Genomic DNA, 15,206 nt, shown 5'->3' on the forward strand with positions numbered 1-15,206 from the left:
ATTGACCCTCAATCCGACCGCACTGCACGTGAGTCACCGCCGTCGCCTGGCTGCCGTACCAGCTCTGGTGGCGGCACTGGTGCTGACCGCGGCCTGCTCCAACAGCCCCGGCGGTTCGGGTGGCGGCGGAGGCGGGTCGGCCGAGTCGCTGTCCGGCGACTGTGCCAAGTACCAGCCGTACGCCGGACACTCGGGCACCACCGTGACCGTGTTCGCCTCGATCCTCAGTCCGGAGTCGGACAACCTGGAGAAGTCCTGGGCCGAGTTCGGCAAGTGCACCGGGATCAAGATCAGCTACGAGGGCTCGAACGACTTCGAGTCCCAGCTGCCGGTCCGGGTCTCCGGCGGCAACGCCCCGGACTTCGCGATCATCCCGCAGCCGGGCCTGCTGGCGCAGATGGTGAAGAGCGGCAAGGTGGTGAAGCCGCCCGCCCAGACCGTCGCCAACCAGGACAAGTGGAGCCCGATCTGGAAGACCTACGGCTCGGTCAACGGCACCTTCTACGCGGCCCCGATGAGCGCCAACATGAAGTCCCTGGTCTGGTACTCGCCGAAGGCCTTCAAGACGGCCGGCTACGAGGTGCCCAAGACCTGGGCCGACCTGATGGCGCTCAGCGACCGGATCGCCAAGGCGGGTGGCGCCAGGCCGTGGTGCGGCGGCATCGCCTCCGGGACGGCCACCGGCTGGCCGGCCACCGACTGGCTGGAGGAGGTGGTGCTCGGCTCGTACGGCGGCGAGGTGTACGACCAGTGGGTCGGCCACCAGGTGAAGTTCTCCGACCAGAAGATCACCACCGCGATGAAGACCGTCGCCGACTGGATGCAGAACCCGGCCTGGGTCAACGCGGGCTTCGGCGACGTGAAGTCGATCGCCACCACCACCTTCCAGGACGCGGGCACGCCGATCCTGAGCGGCAAGTGCCTGATGCTCCAGCAGGCCTCGTTCTACGAGGCGCAGTGGCCCAAGGGCACCAAGGTCGGGCCGGACGGGGACGTCTTCGCCTTCCGCCTGCCCGCGGTGAACCCGTCGGTCGCCAACCCGGTCGAGGGCGGCGGAGAGTTCCTGGCGGCCTTCTCCGGCCGGCCCGAGGTGCAGGCGGTGCAGAACTACCTGTCCAGTTCGGACTGGGCGAGCAGCCGGGTGAAGACCGCGAGCGGCTGGGTCTCGGCCAACCAGGGCGTGGACAAGAGCCTCTACACGGACCCGATCGACAAGCTGTCGGCCGAGGCGCTGACCGACCCGTCGGCGACCTTCCGCTTCGACGGCTCCGACCTGATGCCGGCCGCCGTGGGCGCCGGGCAGGAGTGGAAGTCGCTCACCGCCTGGTTCGCGGAGGGGCAGTCGATCCAGAAGACCGCCGCCGACATCGACGCCGCCTGGCCGCAGTAGCCGACGTGCCGGGGCCGCTCCCGGCGCACCCGGGACCACCTGTCGAGGGCGGTGCGGGGCCACCCACCCGCACCGCCCGCCCTTCCCACCACGCCCGAAGGGACGCGCAGCCATGTCCGTACCCGGATTCCCTTCTCCCGGATTCCCTTCTCCCGGCTTCCATTCGCTCGGACTCCCTTCGCCCGGGTTCCCTTCGCCCGGGTTCCCTTCGCCCGGGTTCCCTTCGCCCGTCGGCGGGTCGGCCGCCGAGGGACTGCTCGTCGACAGGCTGGCGGCCGGCTCCTGGAACGACGCGGCGATCAAGTTCGGCAACACCTTCGGCGCCGTCGCGGGCTTCCTCGGCATCCTGCTGGTGGTCTTCCTGGTCGCCGGACGGGCCCGGGGCCGGCTGGCCCGTCCGCTGGCGGTCGCGGTGTTCCTCGGTCCGGCGGTGCTGCTGCTGGCCGTCGGCCTGGTGGTGCCGCTGGTCCGCACGGTCTACCTCAGCCTCCAGAACGACGACGGCACCCGGTTCGTCGGCGGTGAGAACTTCGGCTGGGCCTTCACCTCCGACTCGGTGCAGAAGGTGCTGGTCAACACGCTGCTCTGGCTGGTGGCCGTACCGCTGGTGGCGACCGGGCTGGGACTGGTGCTGGCGCTGCTGGTGGACCGGATGCGAGGCCAGTCGGTCTACAAGTCGCTGATCTTCATGCCGATGGCGATCTCGTTGGTCGGCGCGTCGATCATCTTCAAGTTCGTCTACGAGTCGCGCGGGCCGGGCCAGCCGCAGATCGGCCTGCTCAGCCGGCTCGCCGTCGCGGTGGGCTGGAACGATCCGCCGAACTGGCTGCTCTCGCAGCCGCTGAACACCTTCCTGCTGATGGCGGTGATGGTCTGGGTGCAGACCGGCTTCGCGATGGTGGTGCTGTCGGCGGCGATCAAGGCGATCCCGGCGGAGGTGGTGGAGGCGGCCCGGCTGGACGGCGCGAGCGGGGCACGGCTGTTCTGGTACGTCACCGTGCCGATGATCCGCAGCACGGTGCTGGTCGTGCTGACCACCGTCCTGCTCATCACCCTGAAGGCCTTCGACATCGTCCGCACCATGACCGGCGGCAACTTCGGCACCCAGGTGCTGGCGAACGAGATGTACTCGCAGTCCTTCGTGCAGTTCAACTCCGGTCGCGGCAGTGCCCTCGCGGTGCTGCTCTTCGTCGCGGTGCTGCCGCTGGTGGCCTACAACATCGTGCAGCTGCGGAAGGAGCGTGAGGTCCGGTGACCCGGACGGACGGCCGGGAGGGGGCGGCGGATCCGGCGCGGCCGGCGGAGCCGTTGCGGGAGGTGGAGTCGCCGCGGGAGGTGAGGCCGACGCAGTCGGTGCGGAAGGCCTTCAGCAGTCCGCTGGCCTCGGTGTTCGTGATCGCGATGACGGTGCTCTGGACGATCCCGACGCTGGGCCTGCTGGTGACCTCGCTGCGGCCCAAGCAGGACGTGACGGACAGCGGCTGGTGGACCGCCCTCGTCCACCCGGACCTCGGCCTCGACAACTACCACTCGGTGCTGTTCGAGGGCGGGCCCGGCGTCTCCACCGGCCTGATGCCCTTCCTGGTCAACTCGCTGGCGATCGCCGTCCCGGCGACGGTCTTCCCGCTGATGCTGGCGGCGATGGCGGCGTACGCGCTGGCCTGGGTGCGGTTCCGGGGGAGCGACGTGGTCTTCTTCACGGTGTTCGCGCTCCAGGTGGTGCCGCTCCAGATGGCGCTGATCCCGCTGCTGCGGCTGTTCTCCGGCGGCGCGCACCTGGGGCCGCTGACGCTGATCCCGGCGGTGGACCTGAAGGGCAGCTACGCGCCGGTCTGGCTGGCGCACACCATGTTCGCGCTGCCGCTGGCGGTGTTCCTGCTGCACAACTTCATCGCCCAGCTGCCGCGCGACCTGATGGAGGCCGCGGTGGTGGACGGCGCCTCGCACTTCAAGATCTTCCGTTCGATCGTGCTGCCGCTGTGCACCCCGGCGCTGGCCTCGTTCGCGATCTTCCAGTTCCTGTGGGTCTGGAACGACCTTCTGGTGGCGCTGACCTTCGCGGGCGGCACCCCGGAGGTGGCGCCGATGACGGTGCGGCTGGCACAGCTGTCCGGTTCGCTCGGCGGGCGCTGGGAGCTGCTCACGGCCGGGGCGTTCCTGTCGATCACCGTGCCGCTGATCGTCTTCTTCAGCCTCCAGCGGTACTTCGTCCGGGGACTGCTGGCCGGGTCGGTGAAGGGGTAGCGGGGGAGTCCAGGGGAGCGAGGCAGTTCTGAACGCGTTCAGACTCAGCTTTTGAACTTGTTCAGAATGGTCTACAGTCGGCAGCGGCCGGGGCGCCGAACGCGCCCGCCGGCGGACCGCCCGTGGGGTGGCCTCCGCATGCCCGCCGATCACTGAGGGGGACTCATGTCCGGCCCTTCCGCGCCTGTGCCATCCGATTCGTCCGGCCCTTCCGGCGTTCCCGACTCCTCCGGGCCGCTCGGTTCGGCCGGGTCGCCCGACTCTCCCGGCCCCTCCGGGGCGCCGGGTGCGAGCGACGTGCCGGGGCCGACCGGGGCGCCGGGTGCGGCCGATGTGCCGGGTGCGAGCGACGTGCTGGGTGCGAGCGACGTGCTGGGGTCGAGCGACGTGCTGGGGTCGACCGCGTCGCGCAACCCGTACGGTGCGTACGACCCGTACGACCCGTACGGTCCCTACCGCGCGGTCGGCCCCGGCCCGCAGGGCAGGCCGGGGCGGGGGCCGGTGCCCGGAACGTCGGCGCACTCGGTCGGCACGTGGCTGCGCGCCAGTGACCCCGAGCGCCGGGCAGGGGCCACGCCCCGGGTCGTCCTGGCCGCCCTGCTCACCGGTCTGCTGACGGCCTGGCTGCTGTTCGACGGTCTGGGTGTGAACCTGCTGGTCTGCGGTGCCGCCACCGCCGTCGGGGCCGGGTTCGCCGCCCGGGTGGCGGGCCGTCGGATCCGGCCCTGGACGGCCGTCTGGAGCCTGCTCGCCCTCGCCCTGCTCGTCGTCCCCGCGCGGTGGGACGCCGACTGGCCCGCGCTGCTGGCCGCCGGGGGCGCGCTCGCGCTGGCCTCACTGGCCCTGCACGGCGGCCGTCGCTGGGCCGGTGTCCTGTTCGCCCTGCCCGGTCTCCTCTGGCAGCCGGTGCCCGCCGTGGGGTGGGCCTTGACCAGCGTGCAGGGGCGCCTGCTGCCGGGCCGGGGCCGGATCGTCCCGGTGCTCAAGGCGCTCGCGGTCGCCGCCGTCCTGCTGACCGTCTTCGGCCTGCTGTTCGCCAGCGCCGACGCCGCCATGGCGGACCTGCTGGGCAACCTCAGCCCGGACCTCGACCTCGGCCGGCTCCCGGGGCGCGCCGTGCTGTTCGTGCTCGGGACGGCGACCGCGCTGGGTTTCGCGCACATGGCCGCCGGCCCGCGCCGCTGGGACCGCACGGTGATCCGGCCGGGCCGCGAGCGGCGCCGGCTGGAGTGGGCGCTGCCGCTGGTCGCGCTCAACCTGATGTTCGGCGTCTTCGCGGTGATCCAGGCCGTGGTGGTGCTCGGCGGCGCGGACGCCGTGCTGAGCAACACCGGGATGAGCCGCTCCGAGTACGCCCGGCAGGGGTTCTGGCAGCTGAGCGTGATCACCGTGCTGACGCTGGTCGTGGTGGCGGTCGCCAAGCGCTGGGCGCCGCGCACCACCGCCGCCGACCACCGGCTGGCGCGGATCCTCCTCGGGCTGCTCTGCCTGCTGGCGCTGGCCGTGGTCGCCTCGGCGCTCGGCCGGATGTGGTTCTACGTGGACGCCTCCGGGCTCACCCGGCTGCGGCTCTGGGTGCTGGTGGTCGAGGTCTGGCTGGGCGTGGTCTTCCTGCTGCTGATCGCCGCCGGGCTGACCCGCCGCGCCGGCTGGCTGCCGCGCGTCGTCGTCCTCAGCGGGATGCTCACCGTCGCGGTCTACGGCCTGATGGGTCCGGACGCGATCGTCGCCGAGCAGAACGTCACCCGGTACGAGCAGGCCCTGCGGACCGACCCGCACGGCGCGGCCATCGACCTGCGCAACGTCCGCCGGCTCTCGGCGGACGCGGTGCCCGCCCTCGAGCGCCTCCCCGAGCCACAGCGGAGCTGTGCGCTGCAGCTGATCGGACACGAGCTGGAAGGGGAGTCGAGGCCCTGGTACGCGACCAACCTCGCCGCCGCCCGGGCCCGGGGGATCCTGGCGCAGCGGCCGCTGGCGGACTCCACGGTGGTCGGCCGCACGGCCTGCGACGGGGCGGGGCTGGCGTACGAGGACCTGTAGGCCGACCCGGGGCTGGGGCCCGCGGACAGCGGCAGGACCGGCCGGGAGCGTGCTGCTCCCGGCCGGCCCTGGGCGTTGTGGTTTGTGGCGGTGTCGCCGCGTCGCGACGGTGTCAGCGCATCGCGACGGTGCCAGTGCATCGCGACGGTGCCAGTGCGGCGCGACAGCGTCAGTGCATCGCGACGGCGGAGGAGTCGCTCGGCAGGTCGCCGGCCTTGGCCTTGATCGCGAAGAGCGCGACCAGCAGGGCGACGGCGGCGAGCGCGGCACCCACGATGAAGCCGTGCGAGATGCCCTCGGTGAGCACGGTGTTGGCGGCGTCGGTGCCCTGCGGGAACTCGTGGTGCTGCTGGAGGTAGGCCAGCTGTTCCGGCTTGGCGCTCTCCATGAACTTCGGCAGCTGTACGGCGGCCTCGGCCGTGGCGTAGTGCGCGAAGACCGTGGTCAGGATCGACAGGCCGAGTGAACCGCCGATCTGCTGCATCGAGTTGAGCAGGCCGGAGGCGGCGCCGGTCTCCTCGCCCGGGACGCCCGCGACGGAGATCAGCATCACCGGGACGAAGATCAGGCCCATGCCGAAGCCGAACACCACCGTGGGGCCGAGCACCCCGTCCAGGTAGCCGCTGTCCTTGCTCATCTGGGTCAGCCAGGTGAGGCCGACGGTGACCAGCAGCGCGCCGCCGGCCATGAAGGGCTTCGGGCCGTACTTGGCCTGGAGGTTGGAGGCGATCTGCGCGGCGATGATGATCGCGACGCTGATCGGGAGGAAGGAGACACCGGCCTTCAGCGGGCTGTAGCCGAGCGGACCCTGCACGAACAGCACGACGTAGAAGAAGATGCCGAACATGGCCGCGGCCAGGCAGAGCATCATCACCAGGCTGCCGGTGCGGTTGCGGTCGGCGAACAGGTGCATCGGGGTGATCGGCTGGTCGGTGCGGCTCTCGACCACGAGGAAGGCGGCGACCAGGACCGCGCCGGCCGCGAAGGAGCCGAGCGTGATGCCGTCCGACCAGCCGTCGGAGGCGGCCCGGATGAACCCGTAGACCAGGCCGACCAGGCCGAGCGTCGAGGTGAGTGCGCCGGGCAGGTCGAAGCGGCCCGGGTGGCGCTCGGACTCCGCGATGTAGCGCGGCGCGGCGATCGCGATCAGGATCGCGATCGGCACGTTGACGAAGAACACCCAGCGCCAGTTCAGGTACTCGGTGAGCAGGCCGCCGGCCAGCAGGCCGATCGCGGCGCCCGAACCGGCCACCGCCGAGAACACGCCGAACGCCTTGTTGCGCTCCGGCCCCTCGTCGAAGTTGGTGGCGATCAGGGCGAAGGCGGTCGGGGAGCATATCGCGCCACCGATGCCCTGGAGCGCGCGGGCGGCCAGCAGCAGGCCGCTGTCCTGGGCGAAGCCGCCGAGCAGCGAGGCCAGGCCGAACAGCAGGGTGCCGAAGATGAACACCCGGCGGCGGCCGAGGATGTCACCCGCGCGACCGCCGAGCAGCAGCAGCCCGCCGAAGGTCAGGGTGTAGGCGTTGATGACCCACGACAGGTCGGTGGTCGAGAAGCCCAGGGCGTCCCTGATGTGCGGCAGTGCGATGTTCACGATGGTCGCGTCGAGGACCACCATGAGCTGGGTGGCCGCGATGACGGTCAGGGTGATGCCCTTGCCCCGCCCCTGGGTCGTCCGCGGTGGTGCGTTCTTGCTGAGCGTGTCGGAGATAGCCACGAATGTGCCCCCTGCTGGCTATGTGCTCGGTGGTGCGGGTTCGGCGGAGTCGCCGGTCCGGGTGTGGCGCTGCGCCCTTGCGCAGGCCGGGAAGGAACGGGATCGTTCACTAATCGGGACGATATCCCGGTCGTGATTGTGAACGCAAGCGTTCCTTAAGGATGGTGGCGGTGGCGATGGAGCGGTTGGTGCGGCGCCTGGTGGCGGACCGGTCCGGTCGGCCGCTCGGTGGACTGCTCGACGGGGCGCCGGGCGGTGCGGTGGTTGGTGCGGCGGGTGGCGTGGCGGGTGCTGCGGTGGGTGTCGCGGCGGGGCGGGCGTCGTCCGGGGAGACGGCGGCCGGGGCGGGCGCTGGATCCGATGCCGGGACGGGCTCGGGGTCGGGTGCCGCACCGGCCTTCTGTCCGGTGCGGGTCGCCCACCAGGCACTGACGCGACCGGCCCGACGCCGGGGGAAGGAGTTGGAGAACGCTATCTTCGAGGCCGCGCTCGACCAGCTCACCTCCGGCGGATATGCGCGGCTGACCATGGAAGGCGTCGCCGGCGCGGCGCGGACCGGGAAGGCCGCGCTCTACCGGCGCTGGGCGTCCAAGGACGAACTCGTCATCGACGCCCTGGACGCCACTCTCCCACGGCCCTACGACACCCCCGACCTCGGGTCCGCCCGTGACGAACTCCGCGAGCTCGTCGCGGGGTTCACGCAGGCGATGACCTCCCGGGTGGGCGCCGCGCTCAATGCGCTGATGGGCGAGATCGACCACGAGCGGGCCGAGGTCTTCAAGGCCTTCGTCAACGACCGGGTCATCGAGCCGACAGCGCGGACCATCCTGGAGATCCTGCGCCGCGGGGCCGAGCGCGGCGACGTCCGGCCCGGCGCGGCCACCCCGCTGGTGGCGGACGTCATCCCGGCGATGCTGCTCTACCAGGTCAAGATCCGCGGGCTGGAGAGCGTGGGGCCGGGAATCGCCGACCGGCTGGTGGACGAGGTGCTGGAGCCGATGATCCGGGTCTGAGTCGGCCGCGGGGTCCGAGTCGACCTCGGTTGGGCTCCGGGAGGCGGATTCGGCGGTCGCGGGCCGGGCTTAGGCTGGAGGCTGCCCCCGCTGAACGGATTACGCCATGCCCATCGTCCCCCCGACGCACTCCGTCGAACGCTCGCTGCGCCGGGCTGGCGCCAAGATCGTCGTCGGTCTTGACGAAGTCGGGCGCGGGGCCTGGGCCGGGCCGGTCACGGTGGGCGCGGCCGTCACCGGCCTGCGCAAGGCGCCGGAGGGACTGACCGACTCCAAGTTGCTCACCGAACTGCGCCGGCGCGCCCTCGCCCCGGTCCTCGCCGACTGGGTCACCGCGTACGCGCTCGGGCAGGCCTCCCCGCAGGAGTGCGACGAACTCGGGATGACGGCGGCGCTGCGGCTGGCCGCCGTCCGCGCGCTGGAGGCGTTGCCGGTCGAACCCGACGCGGTGATCCTGGACGGCAAGCACGACTACCTCGGCGGCCCCTGGCGGGTGCGCACGGTGATCAAGGGCGACCAGTCCTGCATCTGCGTCTCCGCGGCCTCGGTGCTCGCCAAGGTCCACCGCGACGGCCTGATGGCCGAACTGGGCGAGGGGTGCCCGGACTACGGCTTCGCGGACAACGCCGGCTACCCGTCCCCGGTGCACCGCGCCGCACTGGAGGAGTTCGGCCCCACCGAGCACCACCGACTCTCCTGGGCCTACTTGGACGCACTGCCGAAGTGGCGTCACCTCAAGCGCGTTCGGGAAGGTGCGGGCGACGCTCAGGGGTCCGCCGACGAACAGTTGACGCTCGGTTTCTGACGTTCCGTCTGGAATTGCCTGGGGGAGGGCGGCGGGAGGGCGGTGCCCAATGGGTGGGGCGCCCGTGCGCGTCCGACCGGCATTTGATAGATATCCGGGTATGCCTGTCTTCCCCGAGGAGTCGGAGATTCACGAGAGCCTCCCGAACCCCGGCGTTCCCTTCCCACGCGAGTCGGACGCACAAGCCCCCGCCACCGCACCCACCACCGTCGCCGCCCCGGCTCCGGTGCCCGGCCCCCGTTCGGCGCCCCCGCGCCCGGTTCCGCCGCGTGCCGCCCGTCCGGGCCCGCCGCAACTGATCCCCAAGCCCGGGCCGGCACCGCGCCGCCCCGCCCCCGCCGCACCGCAGGTGGAGGTCCAGCGGATCGCCGCCACCCCGGCGCAGGCGGTGGAGCGCGCCGATGACGCGGTCGACCTGCTGCTGGAGTCCGGGCGCAACCCGGGCGACATCCTGGTGCTGACGACCGGCGAGGCACACCCCTGGCAGCAGCACGAACTCTCCTTCGGCGAGGAGTGCTACTGGGCGCAGCTCACGGAGGGCGGGGACGTGTTCTACGCGGACGCCGCGCTGACCCGCCCGGTCCGCCGCGAGGTGGTCGTCCTGGTGGCCAACGGCGGACCGTCCGCCCGTGCCGCCGAGGCGTACACCAAGGCGCTCGGCCACGCGGCCGCGCTGCTGGTGGTCTGCGGCGACGCCGGCCCGGCAGCCGTGGGTACGGCCGGAGCCGCGCCCGGCCGCCCGGTCAAGGCCTGACCGCAGTCGTCCACTTCGGGCCCGGTGCCGCCGTACGGTGCCGGGCCCGAAGTCCGTCCCACGGCGCTCGGTGGTCGGTCGCCGGCGGTCGGCGGACCGGTAGTCGGCAACTGGTGCTCCATGGCCGACGGTTTGAGGCCCGGCGAATTCGGCAGCTCCTGCGGAGTCAGCGCGTACCGGTGCGACGGGTCGGTTCGGCCGCCGCGACCCGCCCCGTGGCCCACGGGGGCTCGGACTGCGGGGAGCGTGCCGCGTCCTCGCCGCGCTTGGCCTGGTCGGTCGCCGACTGGAGGGTGCGCTGGCCGCGTGGGGCGTCCAGCGCCGAACGCGGGGGCAGCTCCGTCACGGTGTGCACCGGCCCGTCGGCCCACGAGCCCGCATGCGGCTTGCGTCCGCCCCGCCCGTCCCCGAGGACCTGCCAGCCCGCCGGGGTGAGGCCGATGTACGCGCCGCAGCGCAGCCCGTGGAGCACGGACGAGTCCCGCAGCGCCCACATCCAGGCGCCGTCCTGTTCCGTCCAGCCGGGCGCACCGTCGCGGCAGCGCAGCAGCACGGCAGTCCGGGTCGGCTCGGGCAGCCGCAGGTCGTGCGGGATGATCCGGCGCAGGTGCGTCAGCAGCGCGTTCCGGTGCTGCCAGCCGTCGGTGTCGTGCGCCCAGGGGGTGAACGAGGCCGAGGCGACGAGGCGGTGGAGCGCGTCCAGGACGGTGATCACGACGGTACCGGGCTGTGGCAGGTGGCGCTGGTGCAGTTCCAGGACGAACTCGCGGGGGTCGCGCAGCAACGGGATCCCCGAGGCGGTCCACGCCTCCAGGTCCAGTACCCGTCTGGGTGCCGGGCTCCCGGAGAAGGGATTCTGACCTCGGTCGATACCGTTGATCACGATCCTCCTTCCTGGCCCGGGGGCAGGCGGGTGCCTGGGTACGCCGAACGGCGGGTCCAGCGGACCGGGTTTCGGGTACCTCCCAATTCTCGGGGCATCGGGGGCAGAGCGGCAACGATGAAATGATGAACGCCACCCAATAGCCCATGGTCTGTCGGATATGTTCCACAGTCGACCGAGCGCCCCGGAGCTGCCGCCAGGCCTTGATCCACAACGCCTGAAGGGCAGCGTGAACCGTCATGGGCATGTGATCGCTCCTTTCTCGGGCCGTTCGACCGCTGTGATCGAAATCGCTTCGCCTGATCCTTTCTGTTAGGCCATTCGAGTGAGGAAGGGTTCCCGGGCCGGAGGGCCCCCGCGGCGGCTTTCCGCCGCCCCGTCACCCCTGCACGGCCAGCACCAGCGGCAGCACCGCGCTCGCCCCCGCTCGGCGCAGCAGCCGGGCGGCCACGGTCACCGTCCAGCCCGAGTCGACGAGGTCGTCCACCAGCAGCACCGGCCCGCCGGCGGCCGCCACCGCCTGCTCCACCTCCGGCGGCAGGACCAGCGCGCCGGCCAGCGAGTGCAGCCGCTGGGCGCTGTTGCTGCGGGCGCCGTGCGGGGGCAGCCCGCCGGCGTACTCGATCCGGCCGAGCAGCGGCAGCCGCCCGATCTCGGCGATCCGCGCGCCCAGGCTGCCGACCAGTCGGGGCCTGGCCGAGGAGGCCATCGTCACCACGCCGACCGGCCGCTCCAACCGGGTGCCCTCCGTCGTCGCGGGCCCGGCCCAGCCGCCCGGACTGCGGGCCCAGTCGGCGAGCACCGCCACCAGGGCGTCCACCGCCTCGCCGGGCACCGGCACGTCCGGCGCCTGGTCGGCGAGCAGGGTGCGCAGCCGGTTGCCCCAGCCGATGTCGGACAGCCGGCCGAGCGCCCGGCCCGTCTCCGCCTGCTCGCCCACCGGGATCCGGCCCTTGAGCGGCACCCCGAGCGCGTCCATCCCGGTGGGCCAGAGCCGGCGCGGCTCGAAGCTCACGCCCGGCCGGCCGAGCGCGGCCCGGGCGGCCCCCAGCGTCTCGGCGGAGACGTCCGGGGTGTGCAGCGGCCCCGCGCAGTTGTCGCACCGGCCGCAGGGCGCGGCCTGCTCGTCGTCCAGCTGGCGGCGCAGGAACTCCATCCGGCAGTCGGTGCCGGCCGCATAGTCGCGCATCGCCCGCTGTTCCGCCTCCCGGGAGGCGGCGACCTTGGCGTAACGGGCGGTGTCGTACTCCCAGCTCTGGCCGGTGGCCGTCCAGCCGCCCTTGACCCGGCGGACGGCGCCGTCCACGTCGAGCACCTTGAGCATGGTCTCCAGCCGGGCCCGGCGCAGGTCCACCCGGGGCTCCAGGGCGGCGGTGGAGAGCGGCCGGCCGGCCTCGGCGAGCGCGTCGATGGTGCGGCGAACCTGCTCCTCGGGCGGGAAGGCCAGCGAGGCGAAGTAGCGCCAGATCGCCTCGTCCTCGCGCCCGGGCAGCAGCAGCACCTCGGCCCGGTCCACCCCGCGCCCGGCCCGGCCGACCTGCTGGTAGTAGGCGATCGGTGAGCTGGGCGAGCCGAGGTGCACCACGAAGCCGAGGTCGGGCTTGTCGAAGCCCATGCCGAGCGCGGAGGTGGCGACCAGCGCCTTGACCCGGTTGGCCAGCAGGTCGGCCTCGGCGGTGCGGCGCTCGGCGTCCTCCGTGCGGCCGGAGTAGGAGGCCACCGGGAAGCCGCGCTCGCGCAGGAAGGCCGTCACCTCCTCGGCGGCGGCCACCGTCAGGGTGTAGACGATGCCCGAGCCGGGGAGCCGGTCGAGGTGGTCGGCCAGCCAGGCGAGGCGGTGCGCCGGGTCGGGAAGGGAGAGCACGCCGAGGGTGAGGCTCTCCCGGTCGAGCGGCCCGCGGAGCACCAGGGCGTGCTCGTCGGTGGCGCCGGTGCCGAGCTGCTCGGCGACGTCGGCGGTGACCCGGGCGTTGGCGGTGGCGGTGGTGGCCAGCACCGGGACACCGGGCGGCAGGTCCGCGAGCATGGTGCGCAGCCGTCGGTAGTCGGGGCGGAAGTCGTGCCCCCAGTCCGAGATGCAGTGGGCCTCGTCGACCACCAGCAGGCCGGTGGAGGCGGCGAGCTCGGGCAGCACCTGGTCACGGAAGTCCGGGTTGTTCAGCCGTTCGGGGCTGACCAGCAGGATGTCGACCTTCCCGGTGGCGACCTCCTCCTGGACCGCGGCCCACTCGTCGGTGTTGGCCGAGTTGATGGTGCGGGCGTGGATGCCGGCCCGGCCGGCGGACTCGACCTGGTTGCGCATCAGGGCGAGCAGCGGCGAGACGATCACCGTCGGCCCGGCGCCGCGGGCCCGGAGCAGGGCGGTGGCGATGAAGTAGACCGCGGACTTCCCCCAACCGGTGCGCTGGACGACCAGGGCACGGCGGCGGTCGACCACGAGGGCCTCGATGGCCGTCCACTGGTCCTCGCGCAGGGTGGCTCCGGGGCCGGCGAGCTCGCGCAGGACGGCCTCGGCCCGCGCCCGGACCTCGGCGCGGTCGGCGGTGGCGGTGGTGTGGATGTCGGGCTGCTGCATGGCGTCCATGTAACCCCGTACCGCCGACAAGCGACGAATGCGGGGGAGGAGAGGCCGGGGAAGGCGGGGTGTGTTTCATCCGCTGGTCGGCTGAACGGAAGTCAAAATCCACTCTCGGGAGGGCGTGTCGCCTGCTCCGAATGAGTGAAGGGAAATTCGGGGGCGGGGTTATCCACAGAAAAAAGTCAGGTCAGGCATCTTTCGCGCATTGCGTCCACTCTTGCGGCCATGAACGCGATGAACAACGAACACGTCATTCTGTCCCTCGGCCCGGCCTCCGACCACCGGCCGGTCGTCATGCGCGGTCCGGCCGACATGGCCGAGCTGCTTCCCTACTTCCTGGGCTTCTACCCCGACGACAGCATCGTCGCGGTGGGGCTCCACGGCCCCGGCCTGCACCAGGGCGGGGTGATCCGGGCGGACCTGCCGCGCTCGCCCGAGCAGTGGCCGGCCGCGGCGGAGGAGACGGCCGCCCTGCTGATCGCCCTCTCCGAGCGGCACGGGGCCCGGCCGCTCCAGGTGCTGCTCTACCTCTGCCAGGATCGCGGCGCCGCGCACGCTCCGCCGGTGGTGGACGGACTGCGGCCGTTGGCGGATGCGCTCCGGGCGGCCTTCGGACGCCGGGGCGTGGCCGTCAAGGAGTCGCTGTGCGTCTCGGACGGTCGCTGGTGGTCCTTCCTCTGCCGCGGTGACGGGTGCTGCGACGCGGCGGGCAATCCGGTGCGGCGCAGCCCCGAGCCCGGTCCGGCGGCCGCCGCCGCGACGGTCGCCGGGCTGGTGCCGCGCGGCAGCCGGAAGGCGATCATCGGCGGGCTGGCCCCGGTCGGTCCGCCGGAGGGCGATGTCCAGCGGGAGGCGTTCGCCCGGGTCGAGGCCGTGGACGCCCTCGCCAGGGAGCAGCGCATCGCCCTGCTCGACCAGGCCGTCGCCGAGTTCCGGGCCGGAGCCCGGGAGCTGGACGCGGAGCGGACGGCCCAGCTGCTGCTCGCCCTGCGCGACCGCCTGGTGCGGGACCGCGGCGTCGAGTACGCCCGGCCCGCCGAGCTGGCCCCGGCGGAGCGGCTCTGGCGCTTCCTCGCCCGGCGGGCCGTGGCGCCGTACGAGGGCTGTGCGGTGGCCCCGCTGACGTTGCTGGCCTGGACGTCCTGGGTCGCCGGGGACACGGCGACGGCCAGGGTCGTGCTCGGCCACGTCCTGGGGCTCGCCCCGGGCTACCTGCTGGCCGATCTGCTGTACGAGTCGCTCAACGACGGCATGACGCCCCAGGGCCTGCTGGCCGCCGTCGAGGCGCAGCGGCGCCGGCGCGAGGAGCCAGGTCCGCAGGCCCCGGCCGACGGACCGAGGCCTCCGGCGGGCGGAGTTCCCGGCGCCGAGGGTGCGCCGTGCCGTGACGAAGCGGGCTCCGGGCCCGCTGCCCCGGGGTCGGGTGGTGTCCCCGAGGAGCGGACCGGGCGGTCCGCCGGCGGTCGGCGGCACCGGCGGGGCGGTCGGCGGAAGGGCTCGTCCACGGTGCCGGCGCCGGCGGCCGATCCGGGCCCGGGCGCCCCGTCCGGCCCCGAAGGCCCGGAGTCGGCGGGCGGCGGAGCCGGGGCGGCGGTGGGCCTGCTGTCGGCGCCCGGGCGGGCAGCGGCGCCCCGGCACGCCCGGGCGGGCGGGGAGCGGTCCACCCGGGGCCTGCGACTCGGCCGGGCCGCGGCCTGCGCGCCGGCCGCGGCCCGCACCGGCCTCCACCGCTGCCGGGGTGTCCGACGGGCGGCGAGAGGAGGCCACCGTGCGCACTGAGCC

General features: G+C 73.2%; 11 protein-coding genes. 8 read left to right on the forward strand and 3 right to left on the reverse strand.

Annotation, left to right across the window (positions count from 1 at the left end; genetic code table 11):
• Position 1 precedes the first annotated feature (1 nt).
• The 4 genes from ACWDBB_RS21285 (at position 2) to ACWDBB_RS21300 (ending at position 5,674) form a co-directional block, all read left to right on the forward strand.
• Positions 2–1,390 carry an ABC transporter substrate-binding protein gene (locus ACWDBB_RS21285; RefSeq protein WP_449791095.1) on the forward strand — a complete coding sequence of 463 codons (1,389 nt, stop codon included), beginning with the start codon at positions 2–4 and terminating at the stop codon, positions 1,388–1,390.
• 112 nt (positions 1,391–1,502) lie between these two features.
• Positions 1,503–2,645 (forward strand): carbohydrate ABC transporter permease, encoded by a 1,143-nt coding sequence (locus ACWDBB_RS21290; protein ID WP_449791096.1) that lies wholly within the window; start codon positions 1,503–1,505, stop codon positions 2,643–2,645.
• A gap of 80 nt (positions 2,646–2,725) precedes the next feature.
• A complete protein-coding gene (locus ACWDBB_RS21295; RefSeq protein WP_449791097.1) occupies positions 2,726–3,634 on the forward strand; it encodes a carbohydrate ABC transporter permease in 909 nt (302 codons plus the stop codon).
• A gap of 333 nt (positions 3,635–3,967) precedes the next feature.
• Entirely contained in the window at positions 3,968–5,674 is a 1,707-nt protein-coding gene (locus tag ACWDBB_RS21300; protein ID WP_449791098.1) for a DUF4153 domain-containing protein, read from the forward strand.
• A gap of 169 nt (positions 5,675–5,843) precedes the next feature.
• Here the strand turns inward: ACWDBB_RS21300 and ACWDBB_RS21305 are convergent, their stop codons facing one another.
• The gene (locus ACWDBB_RS21305; RefSeq protein WP_449791099.1) at positions 5,844–7,391 is read right to left on the reverse strand and encodes an MFS transporter; all 1,548 of its coding nucleotides are present in this window, start codon (positions 7,389–7,391) and stop codon (positions 5,844–5,846) included.
• A 461-nt stretch (positions 7,392–7,852) separates the two neighbouring features.
• Here ACWDBB_RS21305 and ACWDBB_RS21310 point away from each other — a divergent pair, with 461 nt between their 5' ends.
• The 3 genes from ACWDBB_RS21310 (at position 7,853) to ACWDBB_RS21320 (ending at position 9,963) form a co-directional block, all read left to right on the forward strand.
• On the forward strand, positions 7,853–8,404 hold the full coding sequence (locus tag ACWDBB_RS21310; RefSeq protein WP_449791100.1) for a TetR/AcrR family transcriptional regulator: 552 nt from the start codon (positions 7,853–7,855) through the stop codon (positions 8,402–8,404).
• Between the two features lie 106 nt (positions 8,405–8,510).
• Complete coding sequence (locus ACWDBB_RS21315; protein WP_449791101.1) at positions 8,511–9,209, forward strand: ribonuclease HII; 699 nt, start codon at positions 8,511–8,513, stop codon at positions 9,207–9,209.
• Between the two features lie 100 nt (positions 9,210–9,309).
• Positions 9,310–9,963 carry a hypothetical protein gene (locus tag ACWDBB_RS21320; RefSeq protein ID WP_449791102.1) on the forward strand — a complete coding sequence of 218 codons (654 nt, stop codon included), beginning with the start codon at positions 9,310–9,312 and terminating at the stop codon, positions 9,961–9,963.
• Positions 9,964–10,129: 166 nt separating this feature from the next.
• Here ACWDBB_RS21320 and ACWDBB_RS21325 read toward each other — a convergent pair whose 3' ends face one another.
• Both ACWDBB_RS21325 and ACWDBB_RS21330 read right to left on the reverse strand, forming a co-directional pair.
• Positions 10,130–10,846, reverse strand: a complete 717-nt coding sequence (locus ACWDBB_RS21325) for a hypothetical protein (RefSeq protein WP_449791103.1) — start codon at positions 10,844–10,846, stop codon at positions 10,130–10,132.
• A 379-nt stretch (positions 10,847–11,225) separates the two neighbouring features.
• The gene (locus tag ACWDBB_RS21330) at positions 11,226–13,421 is read right to left on the reverse strand and encodes a RecQ family ATP-dependent DNA helicase (protein WP_449791104.1); all 2,196 of its coding nucleotides are present in this window, start codon (positions 13,419–13,421) and stop codon (positions 11,226–11,228) included.
• A 228-nt stretch (positions 13,422–13,649) separates the two neighbouring features.
• On the opposite strand from ACWDBB_RS21330, the gene ACWDBB_RS21335 reads away from it, so the two are divergent.
• A complete protein-coding gene (locus ACWDBB_RS21335; RefSeq protein ID WP_449791105.1) occupies positions 13,650–15,203 on the forward strand; it encodes a DUF4192 family protein in 1,554 nt (517 codons plus the stop codon).
• Positions 15,204–15,206 lie beyond the last annotated feature (3 nt).

This window comes from Kitasatospora sp. NPDC001095 (assembly GCF_053598615.1).

Coding starts and splice junctions, on each gene's coding strand:
- ACWDBB_RS21290 (WP_449791096.1), top strand. CDS start 1,503: ATGTCCGTACCCGGATTCCCTTCTCCCGGATTCCCTTCTCCCGGCTTC.
- ACWDBB_RS21315 (WP_449791101.1), top strand. CDS start 8,511: ATGCCCATCGTCCCCCCGACGCACTCCGTCGAACGCTCGCTGCGCCGG.
- ACWDBB_RS21320 (WP_449791102.1), top strand. CDS start 9,310: ATGCCTGTCTTCCCCGAGGAGTCGGAGATTCACGAGAGCCTCCCGAAC.
- ACWDBB_RS21330 (WP_449791104.1), bottom strand. CDS start 13,421: ATGCAGCAGCCCGACATCCACACCACCGCCACCGCCGACCGCGCCGAG.
- ACWDBB_RS21335 (WP_449791105.1), top strand. CDS start 13,650: ATGAACGCGATGAACAACGAACACGTCATTCTGTCCCTCGGCCCGGCC.